The organism is Variovorax sp. ZS18.2.2 (genome assembly GCF_024701975.1).
Taxonomy (GTDB): domain Bacteria; phylum Pseudomonadota; class Gammaproteobacteria; order Burkholderiales; family Burkholderiaceae_C; genus Variovorax.
The window spans coordinates 537,136-558,271 of the sequence record NZ_JANLNM010000001.1 but is presented as its reverse complement, the minus strand read 5'-3'; the positions used below and the strand labels follow the sequence as shown (position 1 = coordinate 558,271).

Sequence of the window (21,136 nt, the reverse complement as noted above, 5' to 3'; positions counted from 1 at the left end):
GGCACGCGTCAGGGCACGCGGTGCTGCCAGTAACGGGAGCGGCGCTCGCGCTCGCAGGCCAGCTCGGCCGGCCGCTCGCTGACCCAGTGCGCCGCGCCGCAGCGCGCGCTCTCCACCAACCGCACGCCCCGCTCCGTGTAGCGCGCGACCACCTCCCCGGCGGGGTGCCCGAAGCGGTTGCGATACCCCGCTTGAACCAGCGCGATGCGCGGGCGCACCGCATCGAGCAGCGCCTCGCTCGACGACGTCTTGCTGCCGTGATGGGGCACCAGCAGCACGTCGGTCCGCAGGTGCGCCTCGGCCGTTCGCGCGACCAGCGCGGCCTCTTGCAGCCGCTCGACGTCGCCGGCCAGCAGCGCCGTCGCACGGCCGTTGCCGATGCGCAGCACGCACGAGACAGCATTGGGCCTGGTAAAGCTGCGGTAGTCGGCGTCGAAGGGATGCAGCACCTCGAAACTCACGCCGTCCCAGGTCCAGCGCTGGCCTGCTTCGCAACGCTGCGTCGGGCGCAGCGCCTGCAGCGGATGGGTGGCTTCGATGGAACTGAGCAATGCGGCCTGCGGCTGCATCGCGAGCACCGCGGGCGCGCCGCCGGTGTGGTCGGTGTCGCGGTGGCTCAGCACCAGCATGTCGAGCCGTTCGCCGAAGGCGCGCAACAGCGGCACGAGCACGCGATGGCCGGCGTCGCTTTCGAGGCTGTAGCGCGGCCCCGCGTCGTAAAGCAGGCTGTGCGTGGCGGTGCGGACCAGCACCGCATTGCCTTGCCCGACGTCGGCCGCCAGGAGCTCGAACTCGCCGGCCGCAGGCCGCGGCATCTGCCACAACAGCACGGGCAGCAGCAGCGGCAAGCCGAGCGCGCGCATCGACCAGGGCAAGCGCATCGCGAACAACGCGCCGCCCGCCACGCCGCAAGCGGCCATCCACCATGGCGGCGCGGCCATCGAGAGCGTCGCGAAAGGCAGCCCCGCCAACCATTGCAGCAGGACGGCGAGCGCCTGCACGGCCCAGGCCGCGACGTCCCACAGCGGCGCCACGACCGCGCCCAGCATGGCCAGCGGCGTGACCACGAGGGTGACCCACGGAATCGCGATGGCATTGGCCAGCAACCCCACCAGCGACACCTGCTGGAACAGCAGCAGGCCGAGCGGCGTGAGCGCGAGCGTGATCACCCATTGCTCGCGGAAGAACAGGAACAACCGGTTGGCGGCGGTCGGCCTTCTCTCGCCCGCTTCCGTCGAATCGGTGGCGAAGAGCACGCCCACCGCGACGAAGCTGAGCCAGAAACCCGCCTGCATCAAGGCCCAGGGATCGATGGCCACCACCACCGCGGCAGTCAGCAGCCAGACATGCGGCCACGGCCAGCGCCGGCCGGTGAGACGCAGCAAGGCAATGGTGGCGAGCATCCACACGGTGCGCTGCGCGGGCACGCCCCAGCCGCTGAAAAGCGCATAGAGCGTGGCGAGCAGCACGCCGCCGATCAATGCCGCCTGCGGCGCGGGCAGCCGCAGCATCAGCCGGGTGCTACGCCGCCACAGCGCGCCGACCACGTGCGCCGCGAGCCAGGCAAACATCGTGATGTGGAGGCCCGAGATCGACATCAGGTGCGCCACGCCCGTCGCCCTGAACACATCCCAGCCGGCCCGGTCGATGGCGCCCTGGTCACCGGTGACCAGCGCTGCGATCACGCCGGCCTGATGGCGGTCGGCCACGCGTTCGAACACGGCGTCGCGCACCGCCTCCCGCGCGCGCTCGACAGGGTGCCGCCATGTGTTTTCCAGATATACCGGCGCGGCATCGCGCGCACCGGTTCGCACATAGCCATTGGCATGCACGCCCTGCTCCCACAGCCAGAGCTCGCTGTCGAAGCCATGCGGATTGAGATTGCCATGCGGCGCCCTAAGCCGCACCGTCAGCTGCCATCGCTCGCCGGCATGGAGTTCGCCGACGACAGCAGAGGTAGATGCCCGCCCCTCGACGGCATGCCCCCAGAGCCCGGTGTTCTCGCCATACCAGCCCAGCGCGATGCGCGAGGGCACGGTCGGCGGCGCGTCGTTGCGCGCGTCGGCCCATCGGGCGGATTCGACATCGAGATGAAACCGCGTTCCAGTCTCGCTGCGTTGCGGCATCTGCGACACCACGCCGGTCACCTGCAGGTCGCGCCCTTCGAGCGCCGCGTCGAGCGCGCCGTCTGCATAAGCCACGGCACGCCAGCCCGCAAGGCCCGCGCCGGCCATCGCACCGCACATCAACGCCACGACCAGCAGCAGCAGCCCAAAAGCACGCCGCCACCACAGCCCTGCCGCTCCTGCGAACAGCAGGGTCGCATAGACGCTAGCCGCCCACAACGCCGGCTGATGCAATTGCAACGCCGCACCGATCAGCGATCCCCCCAACGCGGCAAACGCCCACGACCCGCCCCTGCCGGACGCGCGCGACGGCGTCAGCACACAACCTCACGACACATGATGCAAACCCTCCCCGAACCCGCGCTCGATGGCGCGTTAATTGCTTGGCTTCTGGGCTAGTATGCGTCTCACAAGAGACATCTTTTCGATGCAATCTCGCAGTACTGCACACAAAAACGCATGTCCATTCACGCCGCACTCCACCACGTCACCCACTACAAATACGACCGCCTGGTGCAGTTGGGCCCGCAGGTCGTGCGCTTGCGGCCTGCGCCGCATTGCCGCAGCAACGTGATCTCGTACTCGCTGACGGTCGAGCCGGTCGAGCACTTCGTCAACTGGATGCAGGACCCATTCGCGAACTACCAGGCACGGCTGGTGTTCCCCGAGAAGACACGCGAATTCAAGGTCACCGTCGACCTCGTGGTCGAGATGGCGGTCTACAACCCCTTCGACTTCTTCTTGGAGCCGCAGGCCGAGAACTTTCCGTTCAAGTACACCGCCTCGCAGGCCGAGGAACTCGCGCCCTACCTCGTGGCCGACCCGGTCACGCCGCTGGTGGAGGCCTACCTCGAGAAGATCGACCGCAAGGAACAGCGCACCATCGACTTCCTGGTGGGCCTGAACCAGCAGGTCCAGCAGGACGTCAACTACCTGATCCGCATGGAGCCCGGCGTGCAGACGCCGGAAGAAACGCTCACCAACGGCAGCGGCTCGTGCCGCGACTCGGGCTGGCTGCTGGTGCAGCTGCTGCGCCACATGGGCCTGGCCGCGCGTTTCGTCTCGGGCTACCTGATCCAGCTCACGCCCGACGTGAAATCGCTCGACGGCCCGAGCGGCACCACGGTCGACTTCACCGACCTGCACGCCTGGTGCGAAGTGTTCCTGCCGGGCGCAGGATGGGTCGGCCTCGATGCCACCTCGGGCCTCATGGCCGGCGAAGGGCACATTCCGCTTGCCTGCACGCCCACGCCTTCGAGCGCCGCGCCTATCGAAGGCGGCGTGGACGAGGCCGAGGTCGAGTTCGGCCATGAAATGAAGGTCACGCGCATCTACGAATCGCCGCGCGTCACCAAGCCCTACACCGAAGAACAATGGGCCGAAGTGCTCGCTCTCGGCGATGCCGTCGATGCGCGCCTGAAGGCCGGCGACGTGCGCCTCACGATGGGCGGTGAGCCCACCTACGTGGCCACCAGCGACCGCGATGCGCCCGAGTGGAACACCGACGCACTCGGCCCCACGAAGCGCGGCTACGCCACCGAACTCGTTCACAAGCTGCGCGCCGAATACGGCAACGGCGGCTTCCTGCATTTCGGCCAGGGCAAGTGGTACCCGGGCGAGCAACTGCCGCGCTGGGCGCTCTCGATCTTCTGGCGCGCCGATGGCCAGACGCTGTGGCATGACCCCGCGCTTTTTGCCGATGAACGTTTTCCCACGCACTACACCAGCGAGGACGCGCACCGCTTCACCAACACGCTGGCGCAGAACCTCGGCCTGAGCGAGCGCTACATCCAGCCCGGCTACGAAGACACCTACTACTACCTCTGGCGCGAACGCCGCCTGCCGGTGAACGTCGACCCCTTCGAATCGAAGCTGGACGACGAACTCGAACGCGTGCGCCTGCGCCGCGTGTTCACGCAGAAGCTGGACGCGGTGATCGGCTACATGCTGCCCATCGAGCCCGGCAACGCAGATGGCGATGCGCCCGCGCTCGCCGGCCCCGGCTGGAAGACCGGCCCCTGGTTCCTGCGCGACGACCGCCTGTTCCTGATCCCCGGCGATTCGCCCATGGGCTACCGCCTGCCGCTCGACTCGCAGCCATGGGCCAGCAAGGGCGACTACCCCTACCTGATCGAGCGCGACCCGACCGCCCCGCGCGGCGCGTTGCCGAGCGCGGCCGACTACCGTGCGCGCTACATCACGGGTGCAGCCGGTGCAACCGGTGCAGGAGCCCTCGGCGACGTGCCCTACACCTTCGGCGCGCCGCCGGTGGTGCCCGCGTCGCTTCGCATGCAAAGCCCCGGCGATGCGGCGAGTGGCGATGCAGCCGCATCGGCCGCCGCACTTGCCGCCGATGCCTCCGCCACGCCCGCCACCCGCCTGCCCCTGCGCGGCGAATCGGCCCACTGGGTCACGCGCACCGCGCTGTGCGTCGAAGTGCGCGACCCGCGCCGTGCCAATGGCCCCTCGGCCGAGAAGAAGGGCAGCGCCTCGGGTGTGCTCTACGTCTTCATGCCGCCGCTCGCGCGCCTGGAGGACTACCTTGACCTCGTCGCGGCCGTCGAAGCCACCGCGCGCGATCTCGGCATGCGCATCGTGATGGAAGGCTATCCGCCGCCACGCGATCCGCGCCTGAAGATGCTGGCCGTGACGCCCGACCCGGGCGTGATCGAAGTCAACATCCACCCGGCCCACAACTGGAAGGAACTGGTCGCGCACACCGAGTTCCTCTACAACGCCGCGTTCGAAACGCGCCTCTCGGCCGAGAAGTTCATGACCGACGGCCGTCACACCGGCACCGGCGGCGGCAACCACTTCGTGATGGGCGGCGCCACGCCGGCGGACAGCCCGTTCCTGCGCCGGCCCGAGCTGCTCGCGAGCCTCTTGCTGTATTGGCACAACCATCCGTCGCTGAGCTACCTGTTCTCGGGCATGTTCATCGGCCCGACCAGCCAGGCGCCGCGCGTGGACGAGGCGCGCAACGACCAGGTCTACGAGCTCGAAATCGCCCTGCAGGAAATCGCGAAGAACCGCGAGATCTACGGCCAGAACATGCCTGCATGGCTGGTCGACCGCACGCTGCGCAACATCCTGATCGACGTGTCGGGCAACACGCACCGCAGCGAGTTCTGCATCGACAAGCTGTATTCGCCCGACTCGAGCACCGGCCGCCTCGGCCTGCTGGAGCTGCGCGCCTTCGAGATGCCGCCGCATGCGCGCATGAGCATCGCGCAGCAGTTGCTGATCCGCGCGTTGGTCGCCCGCTTCTGGGACGAGCCCTACAAGGCCCCCGTCACGCGCTGGGGTACCGAGCTGCACGACCGCTTCCTGCTGCCGACCTTCGTGAAGATGGACTTCGACGACGTCATCAGCGAAATGCGCCAGGCCGGCTTCGCCTTCGACCCGGACTGGTTCGCGCCGCACTTCGAATTCCGCTTCCCGCTCGTGGGCCAGATGCAGGCGATGGGCGTGGAGCTGTCGCTGCGCAACGCGCTCGAACCCTGGCACGTGATGGGCGAGGAAGGCTCGGCGGGCGGCACGGTGCGCTATGTCGATTCGTCGCTCGAGCGCATCGAGGTGCGCGTGACGGGCCTGAACGAGAGCCGCCACGTCATCACCGTCAACGGCAAGGTGCTGCCGCTGCAACCTACCGGCGTCACCGGCGAATTCGTCGCGGGTGTGCGCTACAAGGCGTGGAACCCGCCTTCGGCCCTGCACCCGAGCATCGGTGCCCATGCGCCGCTGACCTTCGACCTCGTCGACACCTGGATGAAGCGCTCGCTGGGCGGCTGCCAGTACTTCGTGGCCCACCCGGGCGGACGCAACTACGACAGCTTCCCGGTCAATGCCTACGAGGCCGAGAGCCGCCGCCATTCGCGCTTCACGCGCATGGGCCACACGCCCGGCCTCATGCGCACGCCGCCGGCCACCATCGAGCTTCCGGGCAGCCGCGAATTCCCGTTCACGCTGGACTTGCGCCGGTAAGGGGACATTTCGCACAGTGCCCGAGCGGAGCCCCCGTGACGGCGGTGTGACAATCCCCCACCTGTGGAACCTTTGAACGAATCCCTGTTCGACGCCCAGGCCCTGGAGTTTCCAGCGGCCCTGGCGTCGGCGCTCGCACCGGCCGCGCTGCCCGGCCACTTCGATGAATTGCGTGGCGGGGCCACGCCGGCGGCGCCTGCGCGGCCCGCTCCGCCGAGTACGGCCCCGGCGGCAAGTGCCCCGCTGCTGTACGACGCGACAGCGGAACGCCCGGCGGCCACGCAATCGCAATCCCAATCTTCTGCATCGCAGTCCCAGAGCCAGTCGCAGTCGCAGTCGCAAGCGCAGCAACCGGCAGCGGCGCCCGGCGAAACCCCACCGCTCACCCCCGCCTGGAACGCCTTCTTCGACCAGCTCGGCCCGGGCGGCTTCAACGACCTGCCGCGCCGCGCGGTCAGCCTGGAGCGGCAGATCCGCGACAACGGCGTCACCTACAACGTCTACGCCGATGCCACCAACGGCCCGCAGCGGCCCTGGTCGCTCGACCTGTTCCCCTTGATCGTCTCGCCCGAGAGCTGGAGCCAGATCGAGGCCGGTGTGCTGCAGCGCGTGCGCGTGCTCGACCGGGTGATGGCCGACGTCTACGGCCCGCAGCAGTTGCTGAGCGAAGGGCTCATCCCGCCGGCACTGGTACGCGGCCATCCGGGCTACCTGCGCGCACTGCACGGCGTGAAGCCACCGGGCGACACCTGGCTGCACATCGCGGCCTTCGACCTCGCGCGCGGCCCTGACGGCAACTGGTGGGTGGTGTCGCAGCGCACCCAGGCGCCCTCGGGCCTGGGCTACCTGCTGGAGAACCGGCTGGCCATCACGCGGCAGTTCCCGCAGGCCTTCGAGGCGCTGCACGTGCAGCGCCTGGCCGCCACCTACAGCGCCATGATGGACGGCCTGCAGCGCATGTGCCCGGCCGGCGTGCCGCCCCACATCGCGCTGCTCACGCCCGGCCCGTACAACGAAACCTACTTCGAGCACGCCTACCTCGCGCGCTACCTGGGCGTGACGCTGGTCGAGGGCAGCGACCTCACGGTGCGCGACCAGCGGCTCTACCTCAAGACGCTGCAGGGCCTGCGCCCGGTGCACGGCCTCATCAAGCGGCTGGACGACCAGTTCCTCGACCCGCTGGAGCTGCGCCCCGATTCCACGCTCGGCGTGCCCGGACTCCTGCAGGCGATTCGCGCCGGCAACGTGCTGGTGGCCAACATGCCGGGCTCGGCCTTCCTCGAATCGCCCGCGCTGCTCGGCTTCCTGCCGGGCCTGGCGCGCCGGCTGATCGGCGAGAAGCTCAAACTGCCCGCCCTGCCGACCTGGTGGTGCGGCGAGCGCGCCGCGCTCGAGGCGGTGCTGCCACAGCTGGGCGATTGCTTCATCAAACCCACCTACCCCGGCATCGACGGCCGCACGAGCTTCGATGCGGTGCTCGGCAGCCAGTTGCGGCGGCGCGAACTCGACGAGTGGGCCGGCCGCATCGTGCGCGAGGGCGACGCCCACACGGTGCAGAGCTACCTGCCGCTGTCGCAGATCCCCACCTGGGCGAGCGACCTGGGCCCCGGCCACATCGCACCGCGCGCGGCGCTGCTGCGCGTGTTCGCGGTGAGCGACGGCGCGCAGTCTTGGCGCGTGCTGCCCGGCGGCCTCGCCCGACTCGCGGGCGCCGACGCGCAGATCGCCTCGATGCAGCGCGGCGGCAGCAGTGCCGACGTGTGGGTGCAGACGCACGGCGAGGTCGATCGGACCACGCTGCTGCAGCCGCACGCCACGCCGGCCTCGCTCGCGCGGCACCGCGCGCCGGTCACCAGCCGCGCCGCGGAGAACATGTTCTGGCTCGGCCGCTACACCGAGCGCGCCGAGAACGCGGTGCGCCTGGCACGCCTCACGCTCAACCTCTTGGGCGGCGAAGACCAGTCGTCGCGCCCGCTGCTCGAATGGCTGCACCGCATGGCCGTGCGCAACGCGCTGGTGCCGGCCGAGGCGCCGAGCGCGCCGCAGTCGCGCCGGGTGTTCGAGCGTGCCCTGGTGGCCGAACTCGGCGACGTCGACGGGGGCGGCAGCGTTGGCTATAGCCTGCGCTGCATCCGGCAGACCGCAGCCGCGGTGCGCGAGCGACTCTCGCAGGACAACTGGAACCAGATCGTGCGCGCCGAGGCCGACTTCCTGCGCCGTGCCGCGGAGCAGGCCGGCGAAGGCAGCTTCGCGGCCAGCGCCGCGCTGCGCGCGCTCGAATCCGCCAGCACCGCGCTGGCCGCCATGACCGGCGCGCAGACCGACCGCATGACGCGCGACGACGCCTGGCGCCTGCTGTCCATCGGCCGGCACATCGAGCGGCTGGGCTTTTTGTCGAACGCGCTCGAAGTCGGCTTCGACAACGGCGCGGTGCACGAGGTCAGCGGCTTCGAGGCGATGGTGGCGCTGTTCGACAGCACCATCACCTTCCACGCGCGCTACCAGCAGCGGCGCGACGTCGCCACGCTGGTCGACCTCCTGGTGCTCGACGCGGAGAACCCGCGCTCGCTGGCCTGGGTCACGCAGACCCTGCGCGGGCGCATCGCGCGGCTCGCGGGCAGCGCGCCCGGCAAGCTCACCGCGCTGTCGTACGAGCTGCCCGACCCGGCCACCTGGACGCTCGAGCACCTGTGCGCCGGCGGGGCCGATGCGAACTACCCCGCGCTGGTTCACCTGCTCGCCAACTGCGAGACGGCCGCCTACCATGTGTCGGACGCCATCGGCACGCGCTACTTCACGCTCACATCCGAATCGCTGCGCTCCGTCGGAGCCTGATCGATTCCACAACGATATTTCGAAGGAGGCATCTCCATGTCAGGCATCGCCATCAACCGCCGTTTCACGCTGACCGCCGCTGCACTTCTCGTCGGCCTTGCACTCGCCGGCTGCGGCAAGCAGGAAGCCGCCGCGCCCGCAGCCGCTTCAGCACCACCGCCGCCCGCCGCGGCGCGCGCGCTGGTCGTGGGCACCGACGCGGCCTACGCACCCTTCGAATTGCAGAACGAAAAGGGCGAGGTCGTAGGCTTCGACATCGACGTGGTGAAGGCCGTCGCGCAGAAGGCCGGCATCGAGGTGAAGTTCGTCAACACGCCGTGGGAAGGCATCTTCAATTCGCTCGACCAGGGCGACCGCGACCTGCTGGTGTCTTCCATCACCATCACCGACGAGCGCCGCCAGACCATGGACTTCTCGCAGCCCTACTTCGAAGCCAGGCAGCTCATCGCGGTGAAGAGCGACTCGCCCGTTGCGAAGTTCGAGGACATCAAGACGCTGAAGGTTGGCGTGCAGAACGGCACCACCGGCGACGAGGTCGTGGGCAAGCTGCTGGGCAAGTCGAGCACCGCCATCAAGCGCTTCGAATCGACCCCGCTCGCGCTCAAGGAGCTCGAAGCCGGCGGCGTGCAGGCCGTGGTGGCCGACAACGGCGTTGTGGCGCACTACCTCGCGAACAACGCTGCGGGCGGCTTCAAGACGGTGAGCGATGTGGGCTTTCCGGCCGAGCAATACGGCATCGCGGTGAAGAAGGGCAATGCCGAGCTCCTGGCGAAGATCGACAAGGGCCTGGCGGACATCAAGGCCGACGGCACCTACGCGAAGATCTACGCCTCGCACTTCGGCGCGGCGTCGAAGTAAGAAGTCCATCGCCACGACAACGCCATGCTGCTGCACGTCACCCACGAAACCCGCTACGAGTACGCACCACCGGTCGAGACGGCGCAGCACCTGGCCCACCTGAAGCCACTGGCCACCGGTTCACAGCGGCTCGTGAGCCACCTGCTCACGATCGATCCGCCACCGGCACAGCGCGGCGAGTTGCCCGATGTGTATGGCAACACCCGCGCCTTCTTCGCGCTCGAAGCCACGCACGACCGGCTGGTGGTCACGGCCGAGAGCGTGGTCGATACCTCGGTGCCGGTGCTCTCGGGCGCCATCGCCCGCGAACTGCCCTGGGAGACCGTGCGCGAGCGCTTCCGCTTCCGCAAGGACGCCACTTTCGATGCGGCCTCCGAGTTCGTCTTTCCCTCGCCCTACGTGCCGCGCCACGACGACTTCGCCGCCTATGCGCGCGCGAGCTTCGTGCCCGGACGCCCCACCTTCGATGTGGCGATGGACCTCACCGAGCGCATGTACCGCGACTTCGACTACGACGCCGACAGCACCGAGATCAACACCCCCGCCGTCGAGGCGCTGGCCCAGCGCAAGGGCGTGTGCCAGGACTTCGCGCACATCATGATCGCGTGCTTCCGCACCCTGGGCCTGCCCGCGCGCTACGTGAGCGGCTACCTGCTCACGCAACCGCCGCCGGGCCAGCCGCGGCTGGTGGGCGCGGATGCCTCGCACGCGTGGGTGTCGGTGTACCTGCCCGGCAAAGATGACGGGGCTGGCGGCTGGGCCGACTTCGACCCCACCAACGGTCGCCAGCCGGGCGAGGACTACGTCACGCTGGCCATCGGCCGCGACTACTCCGACGTCTCGCCGATGCGCGGCGTACTGCATGGCGGCGCAAGGCACACGCTGAGCGTCGGGGTGACCGTGCAGCCGGTGGGGGAAGTGATCCAGCTCGCGCCGCAAAGCCAGACACAATCGACATCCCAAGACAAGGAGTCTCCATGAGCGTTTACGACAAACTTTCCAGCCTCGGCATCACCCTGCCCCCCGTCTCGGCCCCGGCCGCCGCCTACGTGCCCTTCGTGCAGACCGGCAACCTCGTGTTCCTGTCGGGCCACATCGCCAAGAAGGACGGCAAGGTCTGGGCCGGCCAGCTCGGCCTGAACATCACCACCGAGGAAGGCAAGCAGGCCGCACGCGCCATCGCCATCGACCTCCTGGGCACACTGCACGCGGCCGTGGGCGACCTCAACAAGGTCAAGCGCATCGTCAAGGTGATGAGCCTCGTGAACTCGGTCGGCACCTTCACCGAGCAGCACCTCGTGACCAACGGCGCGAGCGAATTCTTCGCCGAAGTCTTCGGCCCCGAAAAGGGCGCGCATGCGCGCAGCGCGTTCGGCGTGGCACAGGTCCCGATGGGCGCCTGCGTCGAGATCGAGCTGATCGCCGAAGTCGGCTGATCCGGCAGAAGAAAAAGCGCCCCGCCGGTCGGGGCTTTTTTTTGAAGCCTTCAAAACCATGAACATCGTCCTGCGCACCCTCGCCTCGACTGCACTTCTGTTCGCAGCCATGCACCCGGTCGGCGCCTCTGCGCAATCGCTCAGTTGCGGCGGCTTTCTCGCAGGCGCCGGCGAATCGAAGTTCTCCGTCCTCAACAAATGCGGCGAGCCGGTCCTGAAGGACATCGTCTGCGTCCCGCGCCCGCAAGTCGAAGTGATCGTCGCGCCGGGCCTGCGCGGCGGCGGCACGCGGCAGATCATCAGCCAGCAATGCATTCCGATGGAAGACTGGACCTACCACCGCGGCCAGGGCAACTTCCTCGGGATCGTGCGGTTCTACAACGGCGCGGTCGAGTCTGTGCGCGACGGCGACCGGGTGCAGTGACCTAGCTGCCGAAGCTCTCCCCCAGAAACTCGATCAACGCCTGCACGCGCGCCGTGCGCCCCTTGCGGGTCGGCACCAGCAGCACCACCGGTGCGCTGTCGAACGCCCAGTCCTTCAGCACCCGCACCAGCGAGCCCCGCGCGATCGCATCGGCCGCATCCCATTCGGAGCGCAGCACCAGCCCCATGCCCTGCTCGGCCCAGTGCCGGGCCACACTGCCGTCGTTGGTGACGAAGGCCGGTGCGATGCGCAGCGTTTCGCGCGCGCCCACTCGTCGCAAGGCCTTTGGCTTCGCGGCACGGCGCACATGCCACAGCGTGACGTCTTCGTCGTTCTCGCGGATGACGATGCAGTCGTGCGTCATCACATCGCGCGGAACGCGGGGCGTGCCGCGCGCACGCAGGTAGTCGGGGCTCGCGCACAGCCAGCGCTCGTTGGCGCTGAGTGTTCGCGCGATCCACGACGAATCGTGCACCGTGCCGATGTGGATGATCGCGTCGGCATCGTGCCGGTCGGGCCATGGCGTCTCGCGCAGGTCGAATTGGATGCGCAGGCCCGGGTGCAGGCGGGCGAAGCGCGCGAGCATCGGCGCCACGTACTGCCGGCCGTAGCCGAAGGGCGCGGCGATGCGCAGCGTGCCGGTGAGCCGGCGGTCGTCGCGCTGCATCGATTCGCGCAGGCCCTCGATCTGCCCGAGCAGCGCCGCGGCCTCGCGCGCAAAGCGCTCGCCCTCGGCCGTGAGGCTCAGCCGCCGCGCGGTGCGGGTGGCGAGAGACAAGCCGAGCGTGGCTTCGAGCTTGCGCAACCGCATCGACAGCGCGGGTGGCGTGACATCGAGCGAGCGCGCCGCGGCGCTCAGGGACGGCTCGCGCAGTAGAGCAGCCGCCAGTTGCATGTCTTCGATCTGAATCATTAATCTGTGCTTAACGATTGATGAGTTCGCATTGAAGCACAACGAAGGCTTTGAAACGTACAGTCCGTACCCATGCAAGCCCCCGTTTCCCCAACCAACGCCTACCCACGCGCCGTGCTCTTCGACCTGCTCACAGCCCTGCTCGACTCCTGGACCGTGTGGAATGCCGCGGCGGGCTCCGAGGAAAAGGGCCGTGCATGGCGCGCCGAATACCTGCGGCTCACCTACGGTTGCGGCGCCTACGTGCCCTACGAGCAACTGGTGAAAGACGCCGCCCGCAACACCGGCATGGCCGACACCGCACCGGATGCGCTCGAAGCGCACTGGGACGAACTGCCCGCATGGGACGGCGCACGCGAACTGCTGCAGGCGCTCAAGCCGCACTGCCAGCTCGCGGTGGTCACCAACTGCTCGCGCCGGCTTGGCCATCGCGCAGCGGCGTTGCTCGGCGTCGACTGGGACGTGGTCGTCACCTCCGAAGAAGCCGGCTTCTACAAGCCCGACCCGCGCCCCTACCGCATGGCGCTCGACCGCCTCGGCGTGCAGGCGAGCGATGCCGCCTTCGTCGCCGGCTCGGGCTACGACATGTTCGGCACCTCGGCGGTGGGCCTGCGCACCTTCTGGCACAACCGCGTGGGGCTCGCCTTGCCGAACGGTGCGCCACCGCCTGAACAACAGGCCGCGACGCTCGCACCCGCGCTGCCGTGGCTCCAATCCTTCGCTTCGATTGCCTGAACGGAACTCCTTCATGAACACCCCTTCTCTCTTCACCATCGACACGCCCGCCGCCATCGTCGAGCGGCCGCGCATGCAGCACAACATCGCGCGGATGCAGGCGCGCATGAACGCGCTTGGCGTGCGTTTCCGGCCGCACGTGAAGACCAGCAAGTGCATCGACGTGGCGCGCGCGCAGCGCGATGCGGGCGCGCAGGGCATCACCGTCTCCACGCTGAAGGAGGCCGAGCAGTTCTTCGCCGCGGGCTTTACCGACATCCTCTACGCGGTGGGCATGGCACAGCACCGGCTGCCGCATGCGCTCGAGCTGCGCCGCCGCGGCTGCGCGCTTTCGATCATCACGGACGGCGTGGCCTCGGCACGCGCCATCGCCGAGTTCGGCCGCGCGAACAGCGAAGTCTTCGAGGTGCTGATCGAAGTCGACACCGACGGCCACCGCTCCGGTATCCGCCCGGACGACGACGTGCTGCTAGCGGTTGCCCACGTGCTGCACGACGGCGGCATGCGCCTCGCCGGCGTGATGACGCACGCGGGCTCCAGCTACGACCTCGACACGCCGGAAGCGCTCAAGGCCATGGCCGAGCAGGAGCGCGCCGGCTGCGTGCGCGCCGCGCAGCGGCTTCGCGATGCGGGCCTGCCCTGCCCCATCGTCAGCGTGGGCTCCACGCCGACGGCGCTGATGGCCGAGCGCCTCGATGGCGTGACCGAAGTGCGCGCGGGCGTCTATGTTTTCTTCGACCTCGTGATGCGCAACGTCGGCGTGTGCGACACGGACGAGATCGCGCTGAGCGTGCTCACCACCGTGATCGGCCACCAGGTCGAGAAGGGCTGGGCCATCGTCGATGCGGGCTGGATGGCGATGAGCCGCGACCGCGGCACGCAGAAACAGAAGCGCGACTACGGCTACGGCCAGGTCTGCGGGCTCGACGGCGCGGTGCTCGACGGCTACGTGCTCAGCGGTGCGAACCAGGAACACGGCATCCTGTCGCGCGAAGGTGCGCCCGACACCGACATTGCGACGCGCTTTCCGATCGGCACGCGCCTGCGCATCCTGCCCAACCACGCGTGCGCCACCGGCGCGCAATTCCCCGAGTACCAGGCGCTGGCCGAAGACGGCGCGCTGCAGCCCTGGGGCCGCTTCCACGGCTGGTGACCGGTCTCAGTCAGCTGTCTCAAGCCTTCGCGCGGGTCCCCGTGAGCGTCGGCAGTTCCGTCGCGCTGGAGTTGACGTTCACGCTGCGGTCGAAGCGCATGTACGGCCCCGAGAAGCGGCACTCCACCGTGTCGCGGAACGCCGACTCGACGAAGGTCCACGTCATGACGAAGGTGCGCGCGTCGCGCCATTCGCCGCTGGCCACCACGCGCATCACGTCGGGCTGGTACTCGTGGTGCAGCTTGTTGCCGGTGATGGTGGTGTCGCCCTCGAAGGGCTTCTTCAACCCGGCCTGCACCTTGTGCGTTCCGCGGTCGTCTTCCATCGTGAAGGTGCAGATGTCGCCCGTGAAGTCGAGGCGCATCGACTTCACCTTCTCCGCGTTCTCGGGAAAGTCGAAGCGCACGCCCGAGACGTTCGCCGCGACGGGAGAACTCGTCGCCTTCACCGGCGGGAGGAGTTGCAGCGTGCGCGTGCGGTTCTTCAGCGTGGCGTAGTCCCGCTCGCTGGCCGGCAGCGTGTTGCCGAACGCCGCGGGAAAGTGCTTGTACAGAATGCCCGCATTGAAGCCTGCCTTCGGCGGCAGCGCCGAGTTGAGCGCGAGCACCGCGTTCTGCTCGGGGAACACCACCGAATACTGGCCGAACAATCCGTCGGCGTTGTAGGCACCGTGCTGGCCCAGCCACCACTGGTAGCCATAGCGGTCCTTGGTGTGCGGCTGGTGCACCGACGCGACCCATTCCTTCGTGAGGATCTGCTTGCCGTTCCACTGGCCGTTCTGCGCATGCAGGATGCCGAGCTTGAGCGAATCGACCGTCTTCCAGCTCAGGCCGTTGGCGCCGGGCGAGATGCCCTCGGGCCCCACGTCCCACTCGTAGCCGGTGATGCCCAGCGGATCGAAGAAGCGGGGCTTGAGGTAATCGGCCGTCGACTGCCCCGTGGTCTTCGTGACGATGGCCGACAGCATGTAGGTGGCCGCGCTCGTGTAGACGAACTTGCTGCCCGGCGTGTAGACCACCGGGATCTTGAAGAACTCCGCGATCCAGCTCGTGCGGATCGGCCGCCACACCGAGCCCGACACCATCGACTCGTGGCCGGTGCGCATCGTCAGCAGGTCGCGCACCGTCATCGCCGCGAGGTTGGCGCTGACGGTAGGCGGCAGGTGCTCTGGGAAGAAGGAGACGACCTTGTCGTCGAGGCTGAACTTGCCATCGGCAATCGCCATGCCCACCGCGCACACGGTCACGCTCTTCGTGAGCGAGTGCGTCATGTGCCGGCGCTCGGGCTTGTAGGGGTCCCACCAGCCCTCGGCCACCACATGGCCGTTGCGCCACAGCATGAAGCTGTGCAGTTCGAACGCACCGCGCTCCGCATCGTCGAGGAAGGCGAGGATCGCCGCGGGCGAGATGCCCTGCGCCTCGGGCCGGCTGCGCGGCAGGCCGTCGGCAAAGACCGGTGCAGCGGCGCCGGTGGCGGCCCAGCCGATGCCAGGCAGCGAGGCCATGGCGGTGCCGCCGAGGGAAAGGCGCAGCAGGCCGCGGCGCGAGATGGCGGAAGGGATCGTTGTTGTCTCTTGCATGTTGTTGGCTTCCTTGTCTTGCGGATGGACAGGTTGCATCAGTTTGGTGCAAGGACCTGTCAATCCCCTGTCGCGGGTGGCAGGGGAAACCCGGGAGCTGCGGCCGGCTGCATACCTTCGACCAACGGGAAAACGCTAGGTGCCCGTCTGCGCGTTGTTCCTACAGTCGATCCCGCCCGGCAGGCCGCAACAACAAAAGGAACATGAGCGCCATGGAATTCGACTACGTGATCGTGGGCGGTGGCTCCGGCGGCGCGACGCTGGCCTCCCGTCTCAGCGAAGACCCGGGCGTGACGGTCTGCCTGATCGAAGCCGGCGGCGACGGCCGCGGCATCCTGGTGCGGGCCCCCACCGCCACGGTGGCGATGCTGCCGGGCCGCCCGAAGATCAACAACTACGCCTACCAGACCGTGCCGCAGCCCGGCCTGAACGGGCGCCGCGGCTACCAGCCGCGCGGGCGCTGTCTCGGCGGATCGAGCGCGATCAACGCCATGCTCTATGTGCGCGGCCATCGCGACGACTACGACGACTGGGCGCGCGCCGGCTGCGCGGGTTGGTCGTTCGACGAGGTGCTGCCGTACTTCAAACGTGCCGAAGGCAACGAGCGCGGCGAGAGTGCGATGCACGGCGGAGCCGGGCCGCTGCAGGTGTCCGAGCAGCAGAGCCCGCGTCCGATCACCGAAGACTTCGTGCGGGCGGCCGCGGAGTGCGGCATTCCGCGCAACGACGATTTCAACGGCGCCGAGCAGGAAGGCGCGGGCCTCTACCAGGTCACGCAGTTCCACGGCGGCGCGAAGAACGGCGAGCGCTGTTCGGCGGCCGCGGCGTACCTGCACCCGGTGATGAACCGCCCCAACCTCACGGTGCTGACCGGCACGCAGGCCCTGCGCGTGGTGCTCGAGGACAGCCGCGCCACCGGCGTGGAAGTGCGGCGCGGCGGCGCCACCGAAGTCATCCGCGCGCATCGCGAAGTGGCGCTGTGCGGCGGCGCCTTCAACTCGCCGCAACTGCTGATGCTCTCGGGCATCGGCGACCCCGCCGAGTTGGGCCGCCACGGCATCGCGGTGCGGCATGCGCTGCCGGGCGTCGGCCAGAACCTGCAGGACCACACGGATTTCATACTCGCCTACACCTCGAAGGACACCGACCTTTTCGGCATCGGCGTGAAAGCCGGGTTGAAGCTGATGAAGGCGATCTTCGAGTGGCGCAAGAGCGGCAAGGGCCTCGTCGCGACACCCTTTGCCGAAGGCGGCGCCTTCATCAAGTCGTCGCGCGAATTGCGCCGGCCCGACCTGCAACTGCATTTCGTGATCGCGATCACCGACGACCATGCGCGCAAGCTGCATGCGGGCTTCGGCTTCTCGTGCCATGTGTGCGTGCTGCGTCCCAAGGGCCGCGGCGACGTGCGGCTGAACGATGCGAACCCGCTGTCGGCACCGCGCATCGACCCGCGGTTTCTCTCCGACGCCGAAGACATGGCGCTGCTGCTGCAGGGCGTGAAGAAGATGCGCGAGATCCTGCGCGCGCCGGCGCTCGAGAAGTACCGGCACCGCGAGGTCTACACGGCCGATGCGCACTCCGACGAAGAGCTCACGCAGCACATCCGCGCGCGCGCCGACACCATCTACCACCCGGTGGGCACCTGCAAGATGGGCGTGGATGCGATGGCGGTGGTCGATCCGAAACTGCGCGTGCACGGCATCGAGAACCTGCGCGTGGTCGACGCCTCGGTGATGCCGACGCTGATCGGTGGCAACACCAATGCGCCGACGATCATGATTGCCGAGCGTGCGGCCGACTGGATGCGCGGGCCGATCACCTTCGATCGCGCGGTGCAGGACGCCAGGGTGCTGTCCCACCAATAGCTGCGCAGATGAAATCGATGCGTTTCGCGTCAGGGCAAGGCGCAAACCGCAGCGATACCGTCGGTATCGCGAGGATTTGCAACGCCGCCCTGGCGCGAAAGGCGCGATTTCATGCGCAGCTATTGGTGGGACAGCACCCTATCGCGCCTGCGACGAGCCCCGCACCATCAGCTCCCCTGGAAGCAGAAGCTGGCGTGGCGCAGAATCCAGCCCCCGCAGCCGCTCGATCAGGCATGTAGCGGCGGTGCGGCCGATGGCGTCGGTCGGCTGTGCCACGGTGCTCAGGCCCGGGCCGATCAGCGAGGCCCATTCGGGATCGTCGAAGCCGACGAAGCCCAGGTCGTCACCGAAATGCAGGCCGAGGCGCGCCATGGCCTGCGCCACACGCAGCGTGACCACGGCATTGCCCGCGACCACGGCGGCGCGGCGGCCCCGCTTGGCGCGCTTGCGCAAGGCGGTCAGCGCGGCATCGAGCGCATCGCCCTCGCCTTCGACGCTTTCGAACACCTCGCCCGCCACGCGCGGCTCGTGCGCCGACACGCATGCGCCGAACGCGGCCGTGCGCTCGCGCCGCGAGCTCACGCCCTTCTGCGGCTCGGTGACGTAGAGCAGTTCGCGATACCCGCCCTCGACCAGGTGGTTGCAGGTGGCCTGCATCGCCGCATGGTTGTCGAGCGAAACGAAGTCGGTGTGCATGCCCGTGTGGCGGCGGTCGACCAGCACCGCGGGCTTGCCATGCAGCGTGACCGCATCGACCACGTTGCTGCCGCGCCCGAGCGTGTTGAGGATGAAGCCATCGACCTGGTAGCCCGCGAGTGCATCGATGGCCTCGCGCTCGCGTTCGCTCTCGTTGCCGAGGTTGAACAGCATCACGAGGTAGCCGGCGTCCTGGCAGGCCTTCTCGGCGCCGCGCAGCACCGCCACCGAATACGGGTTGGTGATGTCCGCCACGATCAGGCCGATGAGCCGCGAGCGGCCGTGGCTCAGCGCTTGCGCCATCGGGCTCGGCGAATAGGCCAGTGCCGCAATTGCCACCTCGACGCGGGCGGCGATGTCGGGGCTGAGCAGCCGCTCGCGATGGTTGAGGAAGCGCGAGACGGTGGCTTTGGAAACGCCCGCCGCTTCGGCGACATCGGCGATGGTAGCGCGGCCCGTGGGCTTCATGGTCTTGCTCCTTCCCCCTCTGGGGGAAGGTTGGGATGGGGGCAGGCAGAGCGCTCGATGGATGCGCCGCTTGCCCCCACCCCAGCCCTCCCCCAGAGGGGGAGGGAGAAAAGCAGGGTCGCAGTCATGCGGCGGTCGTGTCGTAAGGCGCCGTCGGCTTCTCTCCGGCCAGCACCTGCAGCAGGTTGGTCGTCGCGAGCTCCGCCATCGCGTGCCGCGTCTCGTGCGTGGCCGAGCCGATGTGCGGCAGCGGCGTCACGCGCGGGTGCGTGCGCAGCGGTGAATCGGCGGGCAGCGGTTCCTTCGCGAACACATCGAGGCCGGCGGCGCGCAGCGTGCCGTGGTCGAGCGCGTGGAGCAGCGCCTCTTCGTTCACCGTGGCGCCGCGGCCGCCGTTGATGAACGATGCCCCCGGCTTCATGCGCGCGAAGAAGGCGGTGTCGATCATGCCGCGCGTGGCCTCGGTCAGCGGCAGCATCGCGAGCACGATGTCGGCGCGCGCGAGCAGGTCATCCAACGGCGTGTGCGTGGCGCGGCCTTGCAGCTCGGGCGCCTGCGCGGCCAGGTCGACCGGGCGGCGTGCGTGATAGAGCACCGGCATCCCAAAGCCCAGCGCCGCGCGCCGTGCCACGGCCTGGCCGATGCGGCCAAAGCCCAGGATGCCCAGCGTCTTGCCATGCACGTCGGTGCCGAAAAGCTCTTCGCCGATGTTCTTGGTCCAGCGGCCTTCGCGCACTAGGTTCGAGAGTTCGACGACGCGGCGCTGCGTGGCCATGAGGATCGCGAACACCGTGTCGGCCACGGTCTCGGTGAGCACGTCGGGCGTGTGGCACAGCACGATGCCGCGCTTGTGCAGCTCGGCCAGCAGGTAGTTGTCGACACCGACCGACACGCTGGAGATCACCTCGAGCTTCGGTGCCGCATCGAGCAGCGCGGCATCGACCGTGTGGCTCGATCCGATCAAACCGTTCGCGGTGGCGAGCGCGGCGGCGAAGGCCTCGGGCTCCTTGCGCGGATCGGCCACGGTGACGTGGTGCGCAGCCTGCAAGCGCGCGAGTTGGTCTTCGGGCAAGGGCCGGAAAACGAGCACGTTCTTTTTCGTCATGTTCTTCAGAGTCCCGCTTCTTCGAGTTGCGCACGCGTCGGCAGGCCCTCGGTATCGCCCAGCACCTGCACGGCGCGCGCACCGATCCACGCGCCGCGGCGCACCGCCTCGGGCACGCTCTTGCCTTCGAGCAGCGCACTCACCACACCGGCCGCGAAGCCGTCGCCCGCGCCCACGGTGTCGATCACTTCCTTCACCGGAAAGCCTTCGACGCGGCCGGTGCCGGCCACGTCGCTGTCGTAGTAGGCGCCCTCGGCGCCGAGCTTGACGACCACCAACTTCGCGCCGCGCTCGCGATAGAAGCGCGCGACGGCCTCGGGCTCGCTGTGACCGGTGAGCAGCAGGCCCTCTTCGATGCCGGGCAGCACCCAGTCGGCACGCGAGGCGAGTTCGTTGATCCAGTGGCGCATCGTCTCGGTCGAAGACCACAGCGTCGGGCGCAGGTTGGTGTCGAACGAGATCGTGCGGCCAGCCGCACGCATCACATCCATGGTCTTCAATGCAGCCTGCAGGCTGGTCTCGGAGATCGCGGCGAACACGCCCGTGGCGTGCAGGTGGCGCGCCGAGCGCAGCCAGGCTTCGTCAACATCGGCCGGCCCCATCTGGCTCGCGGCCGAACCCTTGCGGTGGTATTCGACAGGCGGGTCGCTGCCGTCGGTGACGCGGCCCTTGAACTGGAAGCCGGTGCGCTGCGCCGGATCGCAGATGACGTGCGAGCAGTCGATGCCTTCGCCCTTCATCGTCGCGAGCAGCGAACGCGCCATCGAGTCGGTGCCCAGGCGGCTGGCCCAGCCCACCTTGAGGCCCAGGCGCGAGAGGCCGATCGCCACGTTGGTCTCGGCACCCGCGGTGCGCTTGTGGAACGCCTCTGCGTTTTCCAGCGGCCCGGGGCGGTCCGCCACCAGCAGCATCATGGCCTCGCCGAACAGGGCGACATCGAAAGCGGTGGGTTCTGGCAT

General features: G+C 68.8%; 15 protein-coding genes. 9 read left to right on the top strand and 6 right to left on the bottom strand.

Translation table 11 applies throughout. From position 1 onward, the window contains the following. Positions 1–8: 8 nt before the first annotated feature. The gene (locus NU688_RS02770) at positions 9–2,444 is read right to left on the bottom strand and encodes a DNA internalization-related competence protein ComEC/Rec2 (RefSeq protein WP_257860491.1); all 2,436 of its coding nucleotides are present in this window, start codon (positions 2,442–2,444) and stop codon (positions 9–11) included. 141 nt (positions 2,445–2,585) lie between these two features. Here NU688_RS02770 and NU688_RS02765 point away from each other — a divergent pair, with 141 nt between their 5' ends. The 6 genes from NU688_RS02765 to NU688_RS02740 all read left to right on the top strand — a co-directional run bounded on the left by NU688_RS02765 (position 2,586) and on the right by NU688_RS02740 (position 11,663). Beyond that, positions 2,586–6,110 (top strand): DUF2126 domain-containing protein, encoded by a 3,525-nt coding sequence (locus tag NU688_RS02765; protein WP_257859015.1) that lies wholly within the window; start codon positions 2,586–2,588, stop codon positions 6,108–6,110. Positions 6,111–6,173: 63 nt separating this feature from the next. Continuing rightward, on the top strand, positions 6,174–8,945 hold the full coding sequence (locus NU688_RS02760) for a circularly permuted type 2 ATP-grasp protein (protein ID WP_257859014.1): 2,772 nt from the start codon (positions 6,174–6,176) through the stop codon (positions 8,943–8,945). Positions 8,946–8,981: 36 nt separating this feature from the next. Further along, positions 8,982–9,803: a basic amino acid ABC transporter substrate-binding protein gene (locus tag NU688_RS02755; RefSeq protein WP_257859013.1), complete on the top strand. Its 822-nt coding sequence runs from the start codon at positions 8,982–8,984 to the stop codon at positions 9,801–9,803. A gap of 24 nt (positions 9,804–9,827) precedes the next feature. Beyond that, positions 9,828–10,784, top strand: coding sequence for a transglutaminase family protein (locus tag NU688_RS02750; protein ID WP_257859012.1), 957 nt, complete (start codon positions 9,828–9,830; stop codon positions 10,782–10,784). Beyond that, positions 10,781–11,239: a RidA family protein gene (locus NU688_RS02745; RefSeq protein WP_257859011.1), complete on the top strand. Its 459-nt coding sequence runs from the start codon at positions 10,781–10,783 to the stop codon at positions 11,237–11,239. The genes NU688_RS02750 and NU688_RS02745 overlap by 4 nt, the downstream gene beginning before the upstream one ends. 58 nt (positions 11,240–11,297) lie before the next feature. Next, positions 11,298–11,663 (top strand): DUF2845 domain-containing protein, encoded by a 366-nt coding sequence (locus NU688_RS02740; RefSeq protein ID WP_257859010.1) that lies wholly within the window; start codon positions 11,298–11,300, stop codon positions 11,661–11,663. Between the two features lies 1 nt (position 11,664). Here the strand turns inward: NU688_RS02740 and NU688_RS02735 are convergent, their stop codons facing one another. Next, positions 11,665–12,576: a LysR family transcriptional regulator gene (locus NU688_RS02735; protein ID WP_257859009.1), complete on the bottom strand. Its 912-nt coding sequence runs from the start codon at positions 12,574–12,576 to the stop codon at positions 11,665–11,667. A gap of 72 nt (positions 12,577–12,648) precedes the next feature. On the opposite strand from NU688_RS02735, the gene NU688_RS02730 reads away from it, so the two are divergent. Both NU688_RS02730 and NU688_RS02725 read left to right on the top strand, forming a co-directional pair. Beyond that, positions 12,649–13,311 (top strand): HAD family hydrolase, encoded by a 663-nt coding sequence (locus NU688_RS02730; RefSeq protein WP_257859008.1) that lies wholly within the window; start codon positions 12,649–12,651, stop codon positions 13,309–13,311. A 13-nt stretch (positions 13,312–13,324) separates the two neighbouring features. Next, positions 13,325–14,464: a DSD1 family PLP-dependent enzyme gene (locus tag NU688_RS02725; protein ID WP_257859007.1), complete on the top strand. Its 1,140-nt coding sequence runs from the start codon at positions 13,325–13,327 to the stop codon at positions 14,462–14,464. A gap of 19 nt (positions 14,465–14,483) precedes the next feature. On the opposite strand, the gene NU688_RS02720 is transcribed toward NU688_RS02725, so the two are convergent. Further along, the gene (locus NU688_RS02720; RefSeq protein ID WP_257859006.1) at positions 14,484–16,043 is read right to left on the bottom strand and encodes a serine hydrolase; all 1,560 of its coding nucleotides are present in this window, start codon (positions 16,041–16,043) and stop codon (positions 14,484–14,486) included. 212 nt (positions 16,044–16,255) lie between these two features. Here NU688_RS02720 and NU688_RS02715 point away from each other — a divergent pair, with 212 nt between their 5' ends. Beyond that, on the top strand, positions 16,256–17,908 hold the full coding sequence (locus NU688_RS02715) for a GMC family oxidoreductase (RefSeq protein WP_257860490.1): 1,653 nt from the start codon (positions 16,256–16,258) through the stop codon (positions 17,906–17,908). A 138-nt stretch (positions 17,909–18,046) separates the two neighbouring features. Here the strand turns inward: NU688_RS02715 and NU688_RS02710 are convergent, their stop codons facing one another. From NU688_RS02710 to NU688_RS02700, 3 genes are all read right to left on the bottom strand, one after another. Further along, the gene (locus NU688_RS02710) at positions 18,047–19,072 is read right to left on the bottom strand and encodes a LacI family DNA-binding transcriptional regulator (protein WP_257859005.1); all 1,026 of its coding nucleotides are present in this window, start codon (positions 19,070–19,072) and stop codon (positions 18,047–18,049) included. A gap of 124 nt (positions 19,073–19,196) precedes the next feature. Next, positions 19,197–20,177 (bottom strand): D-glycerate dehydrogenase, encoded by a 981-nt coding sequence (locus NU688_RS02705; RefSeq protein ID WP_257859004.1) that lies wholly within the window; start codon positions 20,175–20,177, stop codon positions 19,197–19,199. A 5-nt stretch (positions 20,178–20,182) separates the two neighbouring features. Next, a complete protein-coding gene (locus NU688_RS02700) occupies positions 20,183–21,136 on the bottom strand; it encodes a sugar kinase (protein ID WP_257859003.1) in 954 nt (317 codons plus the stop codon).